The sequence below is a fragment of the Candidatus Pseudomonas adelgestsugas genome (assembly GCF_004124255.1).
In the GTDB taxonomy this organism is placed as follows: domain Bacteria; phylum Pseudomonadota; class Gammaproteobacteria; order Pseudomonadales; family Pseudomonadaceae; genus Aquipseudomonas; species Aquipseudomonas adelgestsugas.
In genome coordinates this window covers 1,763,488-1,786,104 of record NZ_CP026512.1, presented here as the reverse complement: position 1 = coordinate 1,786,104, position 22,617 = coordinate 1,763,488, and the positions used below count along the sequence as shown (strand labels likewise).

Genomic DNA, 22,617 nt, shown 5'->3' with positions numbered 1-22,617 from the left:
ACTTTGGCCTGATTTACTGTATGTGAGCATAGAAACTTGGTAAGTATATTAGCCTCGATACTAAGGCCGCTAAAACGTATATCGATACGTATTTCATGCTATTTAGGCGTTTGTGAGTATATGGAACGAACCAGCATCAAAGCTGCTTATCATGGTTACGTTGAAATTTTTTTAGCGTTGACTATACTTGACCGGATATCAACTCCAGTAAACGCAAGGATCGCGTGGCTAAAAACGTATAGCAATTAACGCGTCGATGCAAGGCACAGCGGGCAGACATGATCAAGAAAGCTATGGTATTAGTGAATAATTGGTTCACTAAATCAGGCCTGAACGTCACGGTTATTATGCAGGTACACGATGAATGAGTGCTTGAAGTACGTGAAGATCTGGCGGCCGAAGTGAATGACAAGATCCGTAAATACATGAGCGCAGCAGCTATGCTGGATGTGTTATTGGCAGTACATGTTGGCACAGGCGATAACTGGGATGAATCGCATGGATTTAAGACTGCTTGACTATTGCTAAAGATAATAATACAAAACTTGAGATTGTAGATTTTTGTGAGTTATTTTGAATAGTTTTTTGAATCTTCTGGAACGTAACTAGTAAACTGCTATTCTGAGTTTTAAAATTACTATTTTAACATCGAAGCCTATCAGTGTTTTTTATATTATGCGTGCTAATAAATATCCTGATCTAGTGCTAGCACTTTTTTAATTTAAACAACATCAATGCGCCATGTCGACACTAAATTTAAGGAATCTTTCTTTAGAAAGCTATTCTGTAATGTGTGTACTCTTGTCAGCTAATTGCATCCAGGAGGACAGTATGGTGTAAGCGTCTTTTAGACCTATGCGTTTAGGTGCCGAAAATAGTTGAATAGTAATGACATCACTTAAACTTTGATGAATTTCAGACTGTACCTTGAGAAAGGTATCTTTAGCTGCGCTATAAGACAGCTTGTCAGCCTTGGTAAGTAAAATATGTATTGGCATGTTGCGAGCGATTGCCCAATTAAGCATTAGCAAGTCGAAGTCATTCATTAGATTGCGAATATCGATGGTTATAATTAATCCTTTTAAACTCCTGCGACCATTGAGGTAGCCTTCTAGGCGATGCTGCCAGTGTAGCTTTACCTGGATAGGTACTTTAGCGTAACCATAACCTGGTAGGTCGACTAGACGTCGATTATCGTCTAGCTTAAAGAAATTAAGTAGTTGTGTGCGGCCAGGAGTTTTCGAGGTATGCGCCAGGTTTATACTGGTCAGGGTGTTCAGTGCGCTAGATTTACCAGCGTTGGAACGTCCGGCAAAGGCAATTTCAAAGCCTTGGTCATCCGGGTACTGGTTAACTTTAGCAGCGCTAAGCATAAACTTTGACTGTTGACATAGTCTGAGGATAGAGTTCTTAAATTGCATGAGATTTCCGATGTAGGCGCTTATCAAGAAATGGTGCGGCAAGTGGTTTTGTTGTAGTTTCAGTGGCGGTTAATATATGTGATTGCAGATTTTATATGTGCTTTGTCCTAGCCAATGATTATGCTTACGAGAGTGAAAGATTTTTCATTGCATATTAAGAAATACAAAACGTTCTGAGACCTTACATCAAATCATGCACGACCTAATGGTTGTTAGCTTTTTATATTCTGGTGTTGCTTTACAACACTCCAAGCTATACATAATTAAGAATTATTATATAACTAAATTTACTGGACCTGACCATACTGGTTTAGCCTGCGCAACATTGCTAAACTGATAGGTGATGGTTAGCGTTACTAGTTAAGTAAGATGTACGACGTTAATAACAGCAATTATACAGTACTAAAATGACAGGTTTACTGATTAATCACATCGATCAGAATCTTACGGGTATTATAACTTATTTTACTAGCTAGTCGTGCAGTGTAAGATATGCTAGCACTAAAACCGTTACTTATAGTTAATAACTGTTTGGCGGTAGCAACATAGAAAAGGCACTAGTTCTTATATCCAGTGTCTTTTATACTAGATGGTGTAGATCTTGTCGCTATGGGCTTTCTATACTTGAGTGGTTAGCATACTTAGTATTTTTGCTAAACAACTGACAAACATTTAGCGAATGTAACATCACCAACGCCAGCGATCTTTGAATAATGCAAAGTATTATCAGCAAATTGATCAACAAGAAATATTAAGGTAATTTTTTCAGTGCATCCAAGGAGTAACTATACATATTTTATGTAATATGTGCATGCTTAATGAATATATTAATGTAAACCAAATAAAATGGCGTTATATGGCGATATATTTAAATAGCGGCGCTATTAGATTAAGAATCTCATACCGACTTATGACTTATCACAATAATGATGCATAAAATCACTTTAATTTGTCTAGGAGTCAAGCATGCGCACTCTGATCCTTAGCGCTGTTCTTATTACTGCTAGCCTGTGTAGTATGACTGCACAGGCTGCTAATAATATGCTGATTGAAGCCGGTAAAACCTACGTTGAGCTAGCTCACCCAATTCCAGTTTTAGAACTAGACAAGATAGAGGTAGTGGAACTATTTTGGTATGGTTGTTCGCATTGCTACGCCCTTGAGCCAACAATCAACCTTTGGGTTAGAAGACTTCCGTCTGATGTTAACTTTAAACGTATTCCAGCCATGTTTGGCGGTCTATGGGATGTTCACGGTCAACTCTTCTTAACTTTAGAAGCGATGAGCGCTGCGCACAAAGTGCATGATGCCGTATTTAGTGCTATTCAGAAAGAAGGCAATAGCTTAACTAAGCTCGAAGATATGGTTAATTTCGTCATTACTCAGGGTATCGACAAGGATAAGTTCCTGGCTATTTTTAACTCGTTCGCGATTCATAATCAGATTACACAGGTTAAGAAACTTGTGCAGAATTGTGGTGTACAAGGCGTACCCACTATAATTATTAATGGTAAATACCGTTTCGATCTAGGTACTACCGGTAGTCCTGAGCAAACTCTTAATATTGCTGACCAACTGATTATTAAGGAGCGCGCAGCTAAGTCAGAGATGGCACGTCTAACTGGGGATGCTCAGCGTGCTCATTGAATATTTATGATACTGTATATCTTAAAGCAACGTAGCCGGCTTGCGCCTGCCGGGTATTAGTATTGATGGTAGTTGGTGTCAATACCGAAAAGTACTTAGTGTTGTCTCTCCTGTAGGCGGTAACACCAGCCGGAGTAAAACAACTTAGCTATGCATCTATAAAAACTTAGTAAACTTATTAAATTACTTTGATTTATTTGCTTTGCAGAAAGCTGCCGGCGACAGCATATGATCTAGTTATATAAATAAAATAGAATGCTTAGTTTAAATTTACGCGTCTTTATACTAGTATTTAGTATTAATAGGTCAATTGTAACCTATGACATCTATGGTTGCAGCCAATATTTAATTACTTACCAGTTGCATTGGAAATTTGTCTGTTGAATTCACTTATACTGAATTCATTGCATATGCTCAATTTTGCCAATGTAGACTTCATATACATTACAACGCTGAGCGCTAGACTAGAAATACAAAATACCTTAAAAGCATTAACGAATAAGATAGATTTAAATGTAACTGGATTATTTAATTTAATTTGTTATATTGAGGATTAGCGTATAGTGCGCTTGCGCCTGCAGTTACAGGTTATATGATTGAATAATAAATAGAAGAAATACGCAATATAGTGCGCACCAACGATAGCGGTATCGCATGCATTGTTTTGCTGTGGCGTGTTATTAACAATCTTGGGTATAAGATCCAAGCTGTAGTGTTTGTTTAGCGTACAGTATGTTTTAAGTAAATTAAAAGTGACTTGCAACTACTTTACTGCTTGCAATAAAAATTGCATACAAAATAGAAGCTTGCTATAAGTTGAGCTATGCTAGAATGGCTTAAAGCCCATACAGGTAGCTGTAGACACTATTCTTAGCCTTTGTAGAATACTTGTTCTTACGCCAATAGTTACAGACCGAAAATATGTGTGATTGCTTGGTCTACATCTGTAATTAGTGCGCATTACCAGTAATGCTTGATTGCTACCCATCCAAGCATTAGTTAAGTTAAATACTCTCAAGGTATTTCATGGTTTATCTTGAGATAGTCAGTGATGGCTACAACTGATTACTCACTGAGTAATGTGTACACTAGATAAATAGCTCCGTAAGTAATAAATCTTTAAGCTTTACTCAAAAAACTTGGTTGGAATATGTAGTAAATATAGATTAATGGAGCGCTAAAGTCTAACGCAGGCATTCAAAACATATAGCGTCAATAGACTACCTGATTAATTTATTTACTATTTTTCATAACTACGTAGCCTAGAACAAGCATTAAGCACTATGCAATTAACTCAAAATCGGCGCCGTAATAACCTGTCACTAACGATGCTACATCTAAATTATTGCAGGCACATTAATGATTGCTTCAACTATCTAGCAGGTGATATAATAGTATAGAATCATAGTTAATGTATTATGCAGACGGCTATTCTGAACTAATCTAATAAGACGGTACATAGATGAAAGATGTGTATTACTGATACCGACTGCTAACTATCTTAGCCGTTTATGAGGCGCTGCTTGTGCCCATTTTAATGGGCTAGCTTTACTTAAAGTGGTTGGCTGGTAACGATTACAGTATTTATAAGCGTACTGTAATTTTAGCTAGGTGATGTACAATAATCTAGCCCTTCAATGTTGTCTATGAGGTGTAATTTTTTTGGGTTACGGTATTTGAAACGTAGTCAAACGTAAGAAGCGTAAAATATGTTTTATATTGTTTAAAAGTCTAAATTTAATTGTTAGGCCATAAATAATACGTTGCACTATTACATTACCTATTTTTAGTGTAATGCCTTTTGTTATGAAATACTTGCAAAGTATCGTTGTCTTTTTCTTGCTTGCTGGCTGTGCCGATAGCCTGCACCTAAATACTAAATATTCTTCTTCTAGTCATGATAACCGTGTGCAGTTTGTCATTGTTCATTATACTACAGCTAGTCTTGAACGCTCTATAACACTGTTAACGCATGGTCCAGTAAGCAGTCATTACCTTATTAGCGACGATGCATCAGGCACTATTTATAAACTAGTAGATGAGAGTCAGCGTGCCTGGCATGCCGGGGAAAGCGAGTGGATGGGCCGGACTTGGCTTAACTCAAGCTCTATTGGTATTGAGATTGTGAACCCAGGTTATAAAGATATGTCAACTGGTCGCGTGTGGTATCCATATTTTGAGTCCCAAATGCAGTCATTAATAATATTACTAAAAGATATTAGTAACCGTAACGGTATTGATCCTAAAAATATCATTGGTCATAGTGATATTGCCCCACTGCGTAAGCTTGACCCGGGCCCTTTGTTCCCGTGGAAGCGTTTAGCAGTTGAAGACCTAGGAGTTTGGCCAGATATACAGGTAGTAACTAAATTCCAGAAGCAGTACGCTGCTGGCTTACCAAGTATTACTTGGTTTCAAGAAGAATTAGCGCGACTAGGCTATCAAACACCGCAAACTGGTGAATTAGATACTGCTACGCGACATGTCATCGCAGCATTTCAAATGCATTTTCGGCCATCTCTATTTGATGGTATGCCGGATGCCGAAAGTGCTGCAATCTTGCATGCACTGAGCCAAGGTTAAGCGTATCATTTAATTCAAGTGTATCGGTAGTGAGCGTAATCATTTCTACGCTATGTTTGATGTACACTAAATAGTGTAATTAATTACAGCTATAAGGCTATACTCGATTAGCCAGATGTTAACGGTAACGCTAAACACTATAGTTGAACTATGTAATTTGTTCTGGCATATAATATTAGTCTATATATTACTTTTGTACAGTTATACGATTTTCCTGGTACATAGTTAGCCTTTGGCTAGCTATGTATTTCTCCTTGCGGATAACTTAAGGCAACGATGACGATTAAATCCATATTAACTTTAAGCGATTGTGTCGCTGTAATTTTCAATACAGAAAATCTTGCTTTTGTTATGATGATACATGCTTCTAGGTGAATTTTGCTACTACTTGCGGTATACTGCATAGTACCGCAGATAGAGTTATCAAGCGTATGCTGTAACTATAAATAACAGTGTTTAGTGCAAAATTTAACAGGTACGTTTGCATGATTAATTATAATATAGGCAAATAGATATTTGCGCACGTATCTTTGTGTCGTCTTATAAACACGGCGTGTACTTAATAGTATTTTTATATCTTTTAGCTAATTATATGCATTGCTACTATATGTAGTTTATAGCAAAATCTACTTATTAGATTAGTTTTAATGATTATATTTATTACTAACTAGTAATTATAAGAGCGACAGAATGGCTAGCAGTACATTTCGCAATTCAAGTATCCTACTATAGAATAGTTTTATTTTCATGTTTTTTGGCAATGTCGCCGTTAATGTAACTAGTTTGCAGTTAGATAGTTGTAAGCTAAGATGATAGCCTAGGTAATTCACGACTTCAAGGGTGTTAGGTATTGATAATAAAAAGTTGGTAATTTTTGTAAGACTATCTTTATAAGACTACTGCTGTTACCTATATAAGTGTAAGGAAAATCATCATAACTAAACTTAATTATTATATTTTACTTATTGCTATTGCGGCAATAATCCTAAGCTTGCATAGCATTAAATATTATTAATAGAATAATAAAATGTTTTGTTTATAGTATTCCAGGAAATATGTCTGGCTTCGTTTTTTATGTATCGCACTAAGCAATGTACTGCTAATCAGATGCTTATGTTCTAAAAAATTCTTTTGGTTACTAGCGTTTCGATATTTGTTTGCCTACTATTGGCAGTAGTCATTCAACGCCTATGGTTATGAGGTGCGGTGACTTTGGTATATGTAGTTTCTGCTGCACCGGCGCTGTATAGCTTTTTATCAATCTTATTTATGACTTTGTCTGTTAACGTATTAGTTAACCTGTTTTTTATTTTTAGGCAACTTTACGTTATTTTGTCTGAATATGTGATTCATGGTGATCGATGTGCTGTGTAAGGTAAAAGTGTACGTGGTCTTTGTTGTAAGCGCTAAAGAGAATTTTAGACATTGCTAGTAGTTTTTCTGATATCTGAGTAATAGCGCTATATTATATTTGCGTGCTATGCTTTTCTTATGCCAATAAAACTATTGACTTGAGTTAGCTCGTTAATATGTAGTAGCTTAAACTGGTATAGCCAGCGTTTTATGGACGCATCACTAACAGTAATAGTTACCCAGCTCTCTGGTAGAGCTGGGTTAGCGCTATTGCTTACAATCATGCAAACTAAGGTAGTTGATAGTTTTAGGCGTTGGTATCATAGATCATTAAACAATAGCATGCGGTTTAGTTTACGTTATTAGCAAAGTTCATCTTTATTATAGTAGTAATTGTAGTATTTTACTATTTTTTGTTCAAGCTTGCTAACTTATAATGTTTGTATAGTTTTTAGCACAATATTATTGTTATACTGCATGACTAAATCTATACCTGCTGGTTCGACTAAATCATAGTTAGCCTTTCAAGACACGTACTGGCTACACTATTTTAGTGATTCCTACTGGCTGACATACTTCAAATTTCGAATTTAGCAAAATTTTGCTCAACTTAACGCGCCATGCATGCCCATATCTGTATCACTATTTCACTATGCTGTCGTATATTCGTTTAAAAATGCTTATAATTGCGAGTTAAGGTTACAAATTTTTTGTAGGTTGATTTTATGCTTAGTAATATTGGCAACCCTCCACAATATTATTGTGGGAGATGTTTATAAAGTGATTCTACAATAATACCGGTATTATAGTCACTACAGCGTAACTTAGCACAGCGATTATCATTGTTGCCGTTAGTCAACACGGCAGTATACTGGTTGATCAAGATACGCCGCATTACTATGTGGCGTTAGAAACGTTCAGCGATTAACTTACTGACATGCCATGAGTGGTTACCTAGACTACAGCTATGTTATGTACATCCTACGTATTTAGTTTAGGCAGATTTTTGATTTATGCTGATTAACGCCAAGCTTAACCAAGCTATTACTTGGCCATGCGTTTATTATATGTACTTGTTATTCTTGTAGGCCCCCAGTAAGCGACTATAGTGATTTTTATAGACGATGGTAGATGGCATTATAGAGTGAGATAATGGTTTCAATAATTCGTATGCGATCGGTGCTGGTTCGTTAAGGCAACCATTCCTTGCATAACTACCTTTACATTACTGTGTAAATTGGTGTTAGTGTAGCTTGTTAATCGTATTTCTCACGAGCTCCATATTTTTTCTCTGGAGAGCATGTAGTTGACATTTTATGCAACAGCAGCTTAATTACAGCTAATTAAGTCATTATTACTATTTAGTTAGTAGGCGTGCGCTTAGGTGATGGTCAGGCTGATATTTTTTGGCAGTCTATTGTTATTGCAGGTTAATTCTAGACTTTGCTAGATGCCATCAGTTGATCAAGATCATTAAGGTATTGGTAATATGAGCTAGTTTGAGTTTAGCTTGGGCACCAGTTTTGATAAACGCTTACTACCCCAACGACCAGTCAGATAGATGTGCATAGAAGTACCAGGTATTGGTATTTTAGATCTAGGTGCATGACAAATAATATTTCCTGCCTTAATCAATTTTTTTATTATACCGCACTACCTTGCAGCAAACAGTTAACCTTAAAATCTTTAAGATAGTTTAGTATGACTATCATGATTGCGGTGGGTAATATACTGAACTTAAGTAAAAAAGAAAAAACTACTAAGTTTACGATAATAAAAATCGCATTGACGATCTTGAGTTTTGTAGTGCTAGGAAACATTCACGCGACGTATACTAATAAAATCTGCTTGTGTTGTATATCAGTGATTTTGAGGTATAATGCGCAGATTATTGCTTGTTATTAAAACTTACACCTATCAGCACTAGAAGTGGTACTGATAAAAAGTTCCGCGCATAAAGATTGTAACGAATAGGCTAAGTCATGCTGTCATATATCAGCAGCGATTTTTTGATACGCTAGTAGCCGAGCTTACTGAGCAGTTGTCTAGTAACCTGATGCATCTACTTATCAGTGTACCGCTTGGATTGGTTTAATAAGATTGCTGAAAATGGTTGCCGGCGTTAACCGAATAAAGTTATCTCGTAATAGTCAGCTAGCGTGCTGTTGCTATTGCCTTCAAGGCAAGGCGACGGTGTTGGATACAGTTGGCTCAATCTAACTATATAATAAGTGCTATTAAGGTAAATAGCAGTATATCGCAATAGCTGACAACGATTCTGGTTATATTGTTTAGCGTATATTACTTTTGTGTCAACTTTGAAGTAATTACTGTTGGGTTATTTAATCTCAGGAAGGCAGGTGCGTTTTCGCTCAATTTTATGGTTAATTAGTTTCTAGTGATTTAGCCAAGATCCATGGCTATCAAGCAAGCATTATAGGCGTCAGTAATAGTTATCGTTTTATCATTAATCGTTTGCTTGGCATTATTTGCTGTGGGCCTATATTAGGGCTGAATCATGGTGGTAATTGTTAATCAATCAAGTTTTGGAGTTTTGTATTAGTTATATGTAAGTGCATCGATTATAAAATTAGCGTCAGCACTGTTAGTATAATTAGTGCTCTGCACTGCCAGCGGTTTATGCGTAGTAAATAAAATTATCTTTGTAGTCGCTGTAAGTATTTCAGCAGATTTAGCAGTTATTTCATAATAGAAGCAATTGTCCAGGCTAACGCCTATTGAACTGACTGAGCGTGCAGTATACCAGTACTACCTGTGATGCTGAAACAGCAATTAAAAAACAGCTGAATATTAGGTGCGTACTCTGTGGGTACGCTTGGCGATTGCAGGCTACAGCTTATGCCTTGCTCATGAGCAAGGCTAGCATATAATTCATTAATCTTCATGGCTAATAAACGGCATAACTTGAATTTTATTATGGCTGAGCTGCAGCTGACAAAGTTATTTTTTGTAACAATAATTATATTATTAATATAAAGATTAAAATTAAATTGTCAATAAAAAATTATTTTTTATCAATAGCATTTATAGTGAGTGACTATTATTTATCCAGGATATTCTTACGCTATTTTAAAGGATGGTACTATTTTTCTTAGCAATGGTTGCACGCATCTTAATATTTATTATTTCCACAGCTAATGAAAACGTTATGGTGAAGTATACGTAGCCTTTTGGTATGTGTACATTAAAAGACTCAGCTATTAGCACAACGCCTACTACAATCAGGAATGACAATGCGAGTATTTTTAACGATGGGTGTTTATCGATAAATTTACTGATAGTGCCAACACCCAGCATCATCATTAATATTGCTACGATGATTGCGGCAATCATTACCGGCACATGAGAAACTATACCAACCGCAGTGATTACTGAGTCTAGTGAGAATACGATATCAATGATCGCAATCTGAATAATGGTGTAAATAAACTTATTACTGGCGCCTTTTGGTTTATTGCGTGCTTTATCTATACCTGTCAGTGTATGGTAAATCTCTTGCGAGCTTTTCCATAGCAAGAACTGACCACCGAAGAATAGGATTAGGTTGCGACTAGAAATACCATGGCCGAAAATCACGAATAAGTCGACAGTTAGTTGCATGACCCAGGTTATAGACAGTAGCAATAGGATTCGTGTGATCATGGCTAGAGCTAGGCCAAAGATCCTGGTACGTGTCTGCATATGTTTAGGCATGTTGCTTACTAAGATCGAAATCATGATAATATTATCAATACCTAGAACAATCTCGAGGGTCGTCAGGGTGAAGAAGGCAATCCAGATTTCTGGATTAGTTAGCCATTCCATTTTTATTCCTTTGCGAAAATATGAAACTATATAAGCTATAGTGCTGCAGAGTTAGATCATTACAAATTATTGTTTGTGAGATAGTTGGGAAATCCACATCAGTAAATTAGTAAATATCATGCATATATACACAAACACCGTCTACTTACTGGTCAAGAATTGATGATTGCCTAATTTAATACTTGCCATGGCTAACAATAGAATAATGCGAAGATATTAGCTTGTTAAGCAAGTGCACAGGTTAGCCGATATTGATGTATGAGCAACTTCCATTGCGGCAATATTTAGTTTACCGTTTGGGTCAGTTATAGTCTCTATCAGTCTTGAGCTATAGCGGCAGGCTGGCTTTTAGGCTGTACCTATAGAGCTATATAATCAACGCTATTACAGCCTAAATGATTAGGCGCTGTATAGAGTGCGGACATCTTTATTTGTGAGCAGGTATCCTATGAGCTTTCGATATGCTAAGTCCACATGATATCAAAAGCGACTTTTAAATATGTGCTGCAGATGTCGCTATTAGATGTTACGAAGCTGGTAGTATCTTTGTGATCTTCGCGTACGATTTTGGGATCATAGATGGAGGTAGCAGTGTATAAAATAAACTTAATGGTAAAAGAGCCAAAGCATGCACAATGATATTACTGTTAGCTTTCATGGTTTGCTAATGAGTGGTATCAACTCACAAAATACCAACAGTGCCACTAATTAACTAGCTACGCATAGAATTACTCCGAAATATTAAAATAAAAACATAAAGTGAACATTAAGTGGGTAAATGAGAATTATCTACGCTAATTTAGATTACTGCTATGAAGTTTAGGTTAAATTCAGCGCAGATAATTTAGCGTCACTTCTATAAGATATGATACTATTTATTATCAGTAGCAATAAATACTAGCAGTGTTGTTAGTTAATTTGAGAGCGTTGGTTCTATCGGCGGTGTTGACGACAAAGAAGTATACGCTGAGTTTTATAGTCATGTCAAATAGAGCTGTTCATATCTAATCAGTTAAAGATAAAACATGGAATAACTCACATAGACGATCAAAGTAAAGCAGTTCATAGTAGCTATGATAAAATAAGTACACTAAGCACTAGTTTCAACACTAGGCATCTAGCCTATAAGGTTCGTTATGTGTTTATGAGATTTTAAACTACGGTTTATCTTTTCGGAAAACTTTTACTGTTTAGTTACACTCTAAAAGCTTAGATAACTCTGCAGTTTAGTCTCTCTAGCTAATACTAGCAGTCCACTATTTTATATTAGTCAGATTACGTAATCTTGATAGTATTCATTGGCTTGATGAACCTATATAGCCAGTATATAAGAGATATATTGATAATAAACTGCTTAAGTGAGACGACATTTAAGTATGCATGACAACAGCTTTCCATGCAGTCCAAAAATACTATGTTAAGTCGATTCTAAGCTATTATTGCATATACACGAAGATTAATATTAATATATAATTATTAAATGCTTTCATCCAAGTTTATCTATTCTTGACTCAAGCAACACCTATTTTCTTTGCGAAAGATAGACAGAAGAAATGAATTCCATCACTGATTTACTGGAAGATATTTTTTGTTTATAATCTTCTAGGATCTGATCGGTCAGGATTAGCAAACACACATATAAACGATTTAGTTGTTGATGGCTAGCTATTTGATGTTGTTACAGCAGCCTAATATTGTTAAAATTGTATAACTAGTCGAGTTACCAGTGAAAGTGATAGATAAAAATATGTCTTTAATTTAATAAACGCGACTGCTTTGATTGTTGCAATATTAAGTAACTTAAGTTAGTTACTGCGCAGTTATTCAATGGTTTATGGTAGATGCTGACTGATGAGTGTTAATTCATTTATGTTGATTGCCTGACGCATAGCGCTGTTGAGCTAAAATTGCATATAGTGATAGCAGGATTTTGCTATAGTTAATTATTTTTCTAGGCAATTACTACGGTCAGTACTGATCATTATGGTCATTTTTTAGCAACGACGCCATAGTGCTCTCATCACTTTGTTTAATAACAAAGGCAAGCAGATATAATTTTGATATATGAATTGTTGGTTTGCGATGGAAGCAAAGAAATCGGTATAGTAATTTTTGAAAAAATTAGTTCTCGATTCATCCTGCAAACGCTCTAACTTAATGTTAGAGCGTTTGCAGGATTCATGTGAGCGCATAAAGCAAAACTTAGAATACCTCTTGTTACATTCTTATGCTGGACTTATAAACTATAAGTAGTCAGCGTTGCTGAATGCTCAGGTTTAAGTTTAAATGACTTTTGATGTCTAACCGAAGATTATCACAGTCTCCTCTATAAAAAATTATTTTACCAAGTCAAGCATAGCCCGTAGCTATTTAACATTTATTAGCAATCAGGCTTTTTAGCCTTAATCACTTTAATGGTTAATATGCTAGCGATAGGTAAATTTAAGTCAGCCTTATTAGTTTATTTTAACACCTTGCTAAGGTTAAACTAATCACTACATCAATATTTTTTGAAATCTATGTTAATGTCTTCCATCTTAATCACGTATAAATACGTGCCTGCTGTATTATCCAGTAGCAGGCCATATGTTTAAGTATAAGATCCGCTACAGAATAGATCTGTGTACTTTATAGATTCGCTAAAGCAGTTAAGTTGCGCGTTTATTTTTAAAGTTTATATTGCGCTTCATAATACCGCCAAGTAATATGGCAGGATCAAAACAATAATAAAGGTATTAGTGCTAGTCAGAAATAACTAGGTTGTTGTCCGCTAGGCTCAATTTTACTTGGCGTATTTTTTCTCTGAGCTATCTGACTAGCATCTGTCATATTACGAAACTACTGAACAATACATTAAAAAAACTGGCTTAGGCGGTTATACATAAACATCAAATCACCACGGTGTTTAACAATGCGCGCATAGTTATGATTTTACTACTACTGTAAACGTAATAAATACTGCCAATAAGTTGATTATGTTACGTATACAAGCTACTAGTTTTTGATATCTTAGTGATTACTATTTATTCAATCATAATCAAAGCGATAGCGGTCAGTTCAGGACTGATCCTATAGATAAAGCTGATGTTAGTATAGTGCACTAGCTCCATACTCACTGTATCTAGATATAGTGAGTATGGTAAACTTTAAAAAACCTTAATTAAGTAAGGCGTATTAACATAATTTATGTTTATTGCCTCGACGCTTCTTATTTTGCCTTTAAAGGATTATTTATTTAGCATCTTTAACAATTACTTGTGAATAACTAAAAAACTTTTAGAATACGTTAATTATTATTAGGATTAAGATTAGTATGCCTGGATCTTGTTCAGCGCAGTTATAGCAATAACTGTGCCAGCAGTGCTGACGATCACAATTACTAAAATTTTATTTAGTAGGTACAGCATTATTAAATGTATATGCATTACAGGATTGCTATGTTACGCTACGTAGTAGGCAATATAAATTGCTAGTATCAAAATAAGCAGGTTATAAGTGCTAAAGAAATACGCTTTTTTATTGTCCTAATTAATGCGTAAGCGTTGTTTGTGGATAACTTTGTTTTTTTGCGGCGCACTAAGTGCGCCGGTGATAATGTCTTCTTCAGAGTTAATTTATAATCGCTGTTTCTTGGCGCAGACTAAATACAGACAGTTTAGCAAATTATATATATATACGAAACTACAGCGTAGATAGCTGCTTATGCTAGTTTAGTTATTTGAGTCACAGATTGTTTATATTGTTTTCTATGAAGGTTTAATTAAAAAGCAACATGTACAATTATCAGCGCTTATAGCGTATTTATGTTCTTTATAGTTTTTTATAAAGTATGTTAACGAATTTAACGCCGTAGTGGTTAATATACATACGACTGTGATAGTGCAGCGCAGCTACCATAAGTACAATTTAGTTAAAATGATATTTTTAACATTATCTTTTATATATCAATTGTATGATCTTGCAAAGATTTTTATGGGTTATTAAACATTCACTATAAATCATATTTGTGGTAGTTATTGTCTGAATGCGTTCAAAAAAACATTTTTAAATATAGCTGAAATGCTATATTTAAAACCAATAGGTGCAGTATTCTTATAACGTAACATATATACCCTAAATATTAAGATGTAATTGACTATAACTTTAAAAAAGACTATTTGAGCCTTGAAATGCTAGGGTATATTGCTATGGCTAGTTAATTAGCCTTTCCTTGAAAGCAGCAGTGATGCGGATTTGTCTTTTTTTCGATCATAGATCTTATGTCCTAAAGTTTTCGAGTTGCCTATGGGCTCTTGATTAGCATTTGACTAAATGCCCCAGTTTACGCTGAATCAGGAATAGCTAAACCATGCCTATGCCCATGCATGACCTCTATGTTATTTGTGTTAGGACTGATTCATAGCTAGCCAGGCTAGTTTTAACAGGAGTGACTCGCTATTACTGAATGTACAGCTTACTAAGTCAAAGTATATAATACACGATATACTGCATGGTTCTTCAAAAATAAACTAGCGCCGCGTATACTAGAAGTTTTTTGTTATGACTAGAAGTCTTTCTACCATGAAATAAATTAACCATGCTTTTCGCGAGACGAATAAAATTCATATATCTGGCGTAATAACTAACAGTACATACTATATTAATAGTGTGCTCCAGCCCGGTCTTCGTTAACGAATAAATCGCTAATATACTTGTGGCGTAAGACATGTATAATATTGGTAATAATCGTAGTTTTATCCTGGAGAAGCATTAGCAATATTTTAAGTGTTAAAGTAATTTATGGTAAGGGTAGCTAACGGATTTTTTATTACTGGTGAAATAATCATAGATAATGTATTGATACGAGAAGAAATATATTTCTTGAATGTATGTAATTTAAATAAACTTTTACTTTCTTCAACTTAATTCGTAATAGTACAACACTTTAACAGTGTTACTCAAGATTGCTGAATCTTACTGACATACTGCTTACTGGTACATTCTAGATCGTCAGTAGCTCTAGTTTTCCTATTGTTAGTTGGTTAATTAATCAGAGAACGCCAGTTAATGTGTGAGTTGAGATTATCTAGTATTGTAGGATAAGCTGTATTTTTGGCTTATAAAGAATGAAGATATTGGGAGCAGTTAAAATGCTTTTTAATCGTCAAGCGTAGCTTGCTCAGTATCTTCTTGAAGATTATGTATAATATTATAGAATGCTAGCAGTATAGTCGTAATGTAGATAATCCAGAGCTAATTTTTTACTTAGTTCTCGGCTTTTGGCCTAGGCATGGCTTTTGCTTGACTGGTTTTATAGCCGTGCTAGTCTGCTTACAGATATGCAGGCAGTAGGTGTAGTTTATAGAATATAAAATCGTCTGATGCATAGATAGATGTTTTATCCAAACGCTGAAAAGTATGCGCTCATAATTCATCGCATTACCTAAAGTAGTAAATTTTAAAAAATACCTTCGATAATGAAGAAGTGGCTACACACTAACTGTGTGGATTAATTTTACATCGCGAGTGCAGTACAGACTGCAGCTAGAATCATCCAGATGGATGCCAGATCATTATATGCGTGATCAGCACTGTTACAGGAAGAGCGATCCAGATACAGTGCTTGGCTAAAACGGCTATCTCTAGTATATCAAGTTAAGTGGTTGATAGAAATTAGGATGATCATGATTGCTCGTGGCCAGGGCGAGCATGCTGTTATTGTGGCCAGGTTTACTAAATATAATGTAGAGTGTCTATTAACAGCCGACACCAAATGCGTAAGCAGCTCCAATTTAGGTTGATGAACTGTTAGCTGCTGCTGTCTAGATCAATAACAGCATGCTCGCAAATACAAGGTTGATCCATAAGAAGTCTAATGCTTTGCACGTCATTGTATATATACACGGTAATGGTTCAAGTACATTCTAATGCTGCTGCTATGCTTAGGTAGAGTATATGTAAAAATATATAGAATAGGGAGTTTATACTGCCCAGCGCTATTCTAGTAGACGATTACCGTACGCGATGCTTTACCGTCAACTTAGTGTCATAAAGGCGTCATAAAAGCAGCATAGATTGCATTGGCGAAAATCAGATGCAGTGTAGAAGTATCTCGTGCGCCATATAGCAGGCAATATAAACTTGGCAAGGCGAAGCACTAAAAAACTATATATGCATGGAGATCTGTGGTAGGTTAACTAGAAGTAATTTGAAGTCAGACTGTTAGGTAAATTTATTATTTCAGTGTTTATCTAAAGTTATGGTGGAGAAATAGTATAACTTTAATTTTTAAGTGGTTAATTGAAATCAAAATATTGCTTGAAGTTTACTATTAGATTTTTAATAATATTAAAGCTAAAGCACTTACGGAAAATAATTTCTGTCTGTAATGTATTCTGTATCGTGTGTTATGAAAACAACAAATTTTAAGTAATAAAATTATTTAAGCTGTGATAAAACTTTTTAATTTATTGAAGTCCAGAAATCGTTGGCGTTGATAAGGTAATATTTTTTGATTTTGTTAGCATGTTTATTTTCCCGATCGCAAGTAGAGCAAAAGAAGTGTTAACTACAGCATGTATTGCTACAAGCTTAGTTTCTGCTTATTCATACGAATATAAATAGCTGACATTATTTAAATGACCTTTACAAGATTTTAAAAATTATTTCTGACTAGCAAATAGTCATGCAAAAAATAATTTGTATTAGTACTTGTATGAGTATTGTGATAATGGATCAGATTTTCTGCATAACAAGTTTATCATTAAATAACACAGATATAATTAAAAAGACGAATCTTAATTGTCAATTTAATTAAATGTCTGTGGTAAATGTACCTTGCGTAATTCAAAAAAGTAGAAAAAGCAAACCTTTCTTAAAGGTAATAGGTAGATTAAAATATTTAAGAATTCTCCCATAGTAGCCTGATAGCGCTTAGAAACTAGCACTAATACCGCATTAGATTTACTAAAATCAGCGTAGGTCGAGCCTTAAGCTATCAGATGAGCTAAGTTAGGTTGATTTGTCAATAAGAAGCATTGACGGCTTACTAAAGAGATAATCTATAATTAATCTAAAAAGTAATGATTTCTCACTAAAACTAAAATACGGTCCATATTAGTTCTACTAAAGATAGCGGTAAAATGTTGGATGATAAGAGCAATCCTTATTCAGTTATGATGCGTTTGTCAAATAAATCTTTTATCTATGATATACTGTTTAATTAAGTAAAAACATTGACTCAAATACGCAATTATTTTAGTATTTCTGGCAAAATAATCACTTGTTAACTCTGTACTAATAGTATTTGTAATACAGACAAATGCTAGATTTTTATTAAAATCTACAGGTATAAAGCGTACGTAAGTTGTTAGTTAAATTAACTTTACATTCCATAGGATTAATTTAAAAACCACATATAAAACTAATTTACTAATGAGCATAGTAAAAAATAGTGAATTTTTTCGTATAACGAAAATACGCATGGATTAGCAAAAAAAGAACACTAATAGCAAAGGTAACTGTTTAGACTAAAAATAATATTGATATCTAGCTTAGACAGCGTAAAGCGTAAATACAATTAAATGTTCTAGTTAGTTCATTAATAATATTAATTAGACATGGAAAACTCCAAACGTCCAGTGGCATAATTAATGCATTAAGTTGTCTATCTCTAGAAATATAGTTATAAGGTTATTTTCAGCACGTATTTTAAGATGTCTAAATAGATAATAAATCTTCAATTAAGATATAGCAGTGCACATGCTTCAAGATATTAAGCATACCGTTTGTCTGACTATACAGTAATAGGGACTAGCTCGCATTACAGTAGCAAGTTTTTTAGAAAAAAGTTATCAAAAATATAATTAATACTTAAATTAAAGCCGCAATAAAAAATATTTTTAATATAACTCTGTAGTTATAAAATCATTTTTTAATTAACAGCATTAGTTTTTATAAGATTTTACTCGCATTACTTACTTCCTTGAAGAGTACGATAAAAAGAAAATTAATATTAAGTCTGTTGTGCAGTTAGTTTAAACAAATTAATACTAAAGTCTATATCAGCAGTTTGAATGCTCTTAGATTTACTAGTTTTATGTAAAAATGCTTGCAAGAAATATGTGAGATATTAATCTAGCCAGGAAATTAACTGCCTTTCACGTAATTAATTGATAATTCTGTGTAATTTTTATTACCAACTACAGTTGCAAGGTTAATAGTGTATGGGCGTTATGAGGTAATTACGTTAATCAAGGCTAACTACTCGTAAGACTAAATTATAATAACCATCAGGTATAAGGATAATTATATCCTATCATGTTGATATATCCTTTTTGATTTTGCATTTACTAAGGAAAGTGTATGCTAGATACTATGTTTCTGAGTGCTGGATTTATTATAATCCATAGTAATTGTATGGACGAGCTGCGTAGCCTGGTAGTTAGTTGGATGCGCCGTTATCCACTTAAGCCACTAGAAAATGAAATAATTCTAGTCCAGAGTAATGAGATAGCTCAATGGCTTAAGTTGGCCCTGGCTGAAGACCCAGAAGGAAATGATTTAGGTGGTCATGGTATCGCTGCGGCAATTGACGTACAGTCTCCAGATAGTTTTATGTGGCAGCTGTATCATATGGTTTTAGGTAAACATAAAATCCAGTCACAGTCTTTATTTAATAAAGCCAAGCTAATTTGGCGACTAATGCGCTTACTTCCTGAGGTCATTGACCAACCACACTTTGAGCCACTACAAAGTTTTCTTGCTTACGATATTAATCTACGTAAACGCTATCAGTTGGCTGAGCGCTTAGCTGACTTGTTCTGCCAGTACCAGGTCTACCGTGCTGACTGGTTGGTAGATTGGGGTGCTGGCCGCTATCAGCTGCGCAATGGCCTAGGTGAGTTTAAGCTGTTAGACCAAGCAAGCTGCTGGCAGGCAGAATTATGGCGCGCATTGCTATTGGACATAGGCCAGAAGAGTACAGCCGACAGCCGCATCAGTGTCCATCAGCATTTTATTGAGCAAATTAACGTCCTCGAAAAAGCCAACCTAAATCTTCCCTCCAGGGTAATTGTTTTTGGCATTTCTTCCTTACCTGCTCAGACAATAGAAGCTCTTGCCGCTTTAGCAAAATTTAGCCAGGTTCTGCTTTGTGTACATAACCCTTGCCGTTATTACTGGCTTGACATTGCCGCCGATAAACACGTTTTTAATACAAAATATAAACGCCAAGCGCGAAAGGTTGGCATGCCGGTTAATATTGACCAGCATGCCACGCATCAGCATGCTCATCCACTGTTGGCTGCCTGGGGCAAACAGGGCCGTGACTACATCAGTTTACTAGATAGTTACGATGACCCCAATAGCTATTGTACTGCTTTCCGTGATAACCGTATTGACCTGTTCCGTGAGAACGAACCCACTACAATGCTTAACCAATTGCAGGATGATGTCCTCAACCTGCGAAGCATAAATGAAACCAAAAGGCTTTGGCCAGATGTCGATCTAAGTAGCGATATCTCTATCCGCTTCTACATTGCTTATAGCGCCCAGCGCGAAATAGAAATCCTTCATGATCAACTGTTACAGCGTTTTGATGCTGATCCAAAGTTGCGTCCACGTGATATTATTGTAATGGCTCCTTGTATCGACAGTTACGCACCGCACATTCATGCTGTGTTTAGACAGTTTACACGAAAAGACTCACGTTTCATCCCGTTTGTGCTTGACGATAAAGGCCAACACCGACGTGATCCGCTATTAATCGCTTTCGAACATTTGCTAAAACTCTCAGAGAGTCGCTTCCCAGTTAATGAAGTTCTTGATTTACTTGACGTTCCTGCCTTACGCAAACGTTTCGCCATCAAAGAGTGCGACTTGCCTACGTTATACCGCTGGATCGAAGGTGCCGGTATCCGTTGGGGTTTGCACGCTGAACAACGTGCTAGCCTCGGGCTACCGGATGAGCTGGAGCAAAACAGCTGGCGATTTGGTTTGCGCCGCATGCTGCTTGGTTATGCATCAGGCAATGGTGTAGCCTATAACTCTATTGAGCCATACGATGAAATAGGTGGCCTCGATGCAGTATTGATTGGACCGTTGGCTGCCTTGCTCGATGCTTTAGATCAAGCTTATCAAGCTCTCTCACAACCGGCAATACCAAAAGAATGGGGTGAGCGCTTGCAACGTCTAATGCAGTTGTTCTTTTTACCTAGCAGCGAACACGACTGCTACCTCTTAAACCAACTGAAGCAACTTAGAGAATATTGGTTGGAGACCTGCGATGCTGTTGGCCTGCAAGATGAGTTACCCATTACTGTAGTTTGTGAAGCTTTGTTTGCTGACCATGGCCAAGTTCAGTCGTCTCAACACTTTTTCTCTGGAGCTGTAAATTTCTGTACTTTGATGCCAATGCGTGCCATTCCCTTTAAGCTAATTTGTTTGCTGGGCATGAACGATGGTGACTATCCGCGTGCTCAACAGCGGCTAGACTTCGATCTGATGAGTAGAGACTATCGTCAAGGTGACCGTTCACGCCGCGAAGATGATTGTTATCTACTGCTAGAAGTTCTGCTGTCTGTTCGCGATCAGCTTTACATCAGCTGGGTAGGTCGCAGTATTCGCGATAATAGCGAACGTACAGTTTCCGTATTGATTAGCCAATTGCGCGATCACCTTGCTGATGGCTGGCATAATGCATACAAAGAACAGCTCTTGCTGGAGGCAATAACCCAAGAGCACCCGCTGCAACCATTTAGCGCGCGCTACTTTCAAGAAAGCGACTCGCTATTCAGTTATGCATACGAATGGCTATTGTATCACAAAGTATCAGATAATGCACGAGAAGTCAAGCTAGCACAGCACTATCAGGAAGTACCCTTAAGTATTAATCAGCTGCAAGATTTTCTTCGCAATCCAGTACAAAACTTTTTCAGTCAACGCCTGAAGGTATTCTTCGAGGCAACCGAAGTACCGTTAGTTGATGAAGAACCATTTGCGCTTAACGAGCTACAACGCTATAGCTTTAGTGATATTATGCTAAGCGCTGCACTAAATCAGCCTGACCATGCCGACCAAATACTTAAATTTCAAGCTATGCACCTACAAGGCAGAGGCCTGTTGCCTATGGCTGGCTTTGGCGAATGCTTGCGTTATGAGCTGATCGCACAACTGTCCGATCAGCTGCAACGTTACCGGCGCTTACTATCGCTTTGGCCAACGCCAAAAGTTGCTACTGAACTGATTAGATTTAATCATCAAGGCATCCAGTTGAATTGTTGGATCAGTGACTTGCATCAGCGTAGTGATGGCGGCTTGCTAAGTGTGACCGTTATCCCCAACAGTATCGGTTCGATTAAGAACCGTAAGTGGCACTACTTGATCCGTCCATGGGTAAAACACGTAGTAGCCTGCGCCTGTAACCTGCCACTAAGCACTGGTCTTGTCGCTAGTGATGACACTTTACTCTTCAGTTCACTGGATAAATCCACTGCCCAAGACATTTTAGAAAACCTATTATTAGCTTGGCGCATCGGCATGCAACAGCCGCTCTCTGTAGCTGTTAAAACTGCTTGTGCCTGGCTTATCCAAACTGAGCCAGCTAAGGCTAAAGCTGCTGCAAAAAAAGCTTACGAAGGTGATGGTTTAACTACTAAAGGTGAATGTCGCGAAATTCCAGCGCTTACCCGGCAATTTCCTAACTTCGCTGCATTAATGGCCAGCAAAGAGTTTGAATATTGGGCTGAAATCTTGTATAATCCCTTGATTAACGCTCAATGTCAATCGCTCACTAGCTAGGAGGCTAGTG

The 22,617-nt window shown here is 36.3% G+C and carries 6 protein-coding genes; 4 read left to right on the top strand and 2 right to left on the bottom strand.

The annotated features are described in order from the left end of the window. Positions 1-368: 368 nt before the first annotated feature. Positions 369-518, top strand: a complete 150-nt coding sequence (locus tag C3B55_RS04720) for a hypothetical protein (RefSeq protein ID WP_457912680.1) — start codon at positions 369-371, stop codon at positions 516-518. A gap of 261 nt (positions 519-779) precedes the next feature. Here the strand turns inward: C3B55_RS04720 and yihA are convergent, their stop codons facing one another. Beyond that, positions 780-1,421, bottom strand: a complete 642-nt coding sequence (gene yihA, locus C3B55_RS04395) for a ribosome biogenesis GTP-binding protein YihA/YsxC (RefSeq protein WP_129211796.1) — start codon at positions 1,419-1,421, stop codon at positions 780-782. A gap of 966 nt (positions 1,422-2,387) precedes the next feature. Here yihA and C3B55_RS04390 point away from each other — a divergent pair. After that, positions 2,388-3,068 carry a thiol:disulfide interchange protein DsbA/DsbL gene (locus C3B55_RS04390; RefSeq protein WP_129211795.1) on the top strand — a complete coding sequence of 227 codons (681 nt, stop codon included), beginning with the start codon at positions 2,388-2,390 and terminating at the stop codon, positions 3,066-3,068. 1,806 nt (positions 3,069-4,874) lie between these two features. Further along, positions 4,875-5,651, top strand: coding sequence for an N-acetylmuramoyl-L-alanine amidase (locus tag C3B55_RS04385; protein WP_129211793.1), 777 nt, complete (start codon positions 4,875-4,877; stop codon positions 5,649-5,651). Between the two features lie 4,443 nt (positions 5,652-10,094). Here C3B55_RS04385 and C3B55_RS04380 read toward each other — a convergent pair. Further along, the gene (locus C3B55_RS04380; protein WP_457912679.1) at positions 10,095-10,829 is read right to left on the bottom strand and encodes a TerC family protein; all 735 of its coding nucleotides are present in this window, start codon (positions 10,827-10,829) and stop codon (positions 10,095-10,097) included. 8,343 nt (positions 10,830-19,172) lie between these two features. Here C3B55_RS04380 and recC point away from each other — a divergent pair. Continuing rightward, on the top strand, positions 19,173-22,607 hold the full coding sequence (recC, locus tag C3B55_RS04375) for an exodeoxyribonuclease V subunit gamma (protein WP_129211791.1): 3,435 nt from the start codon (positions 19,173-19,175) through the stop codon (positions 22,605-22,607). Positions 22,608-22,617: the final 10 nt, after the last annotated feature.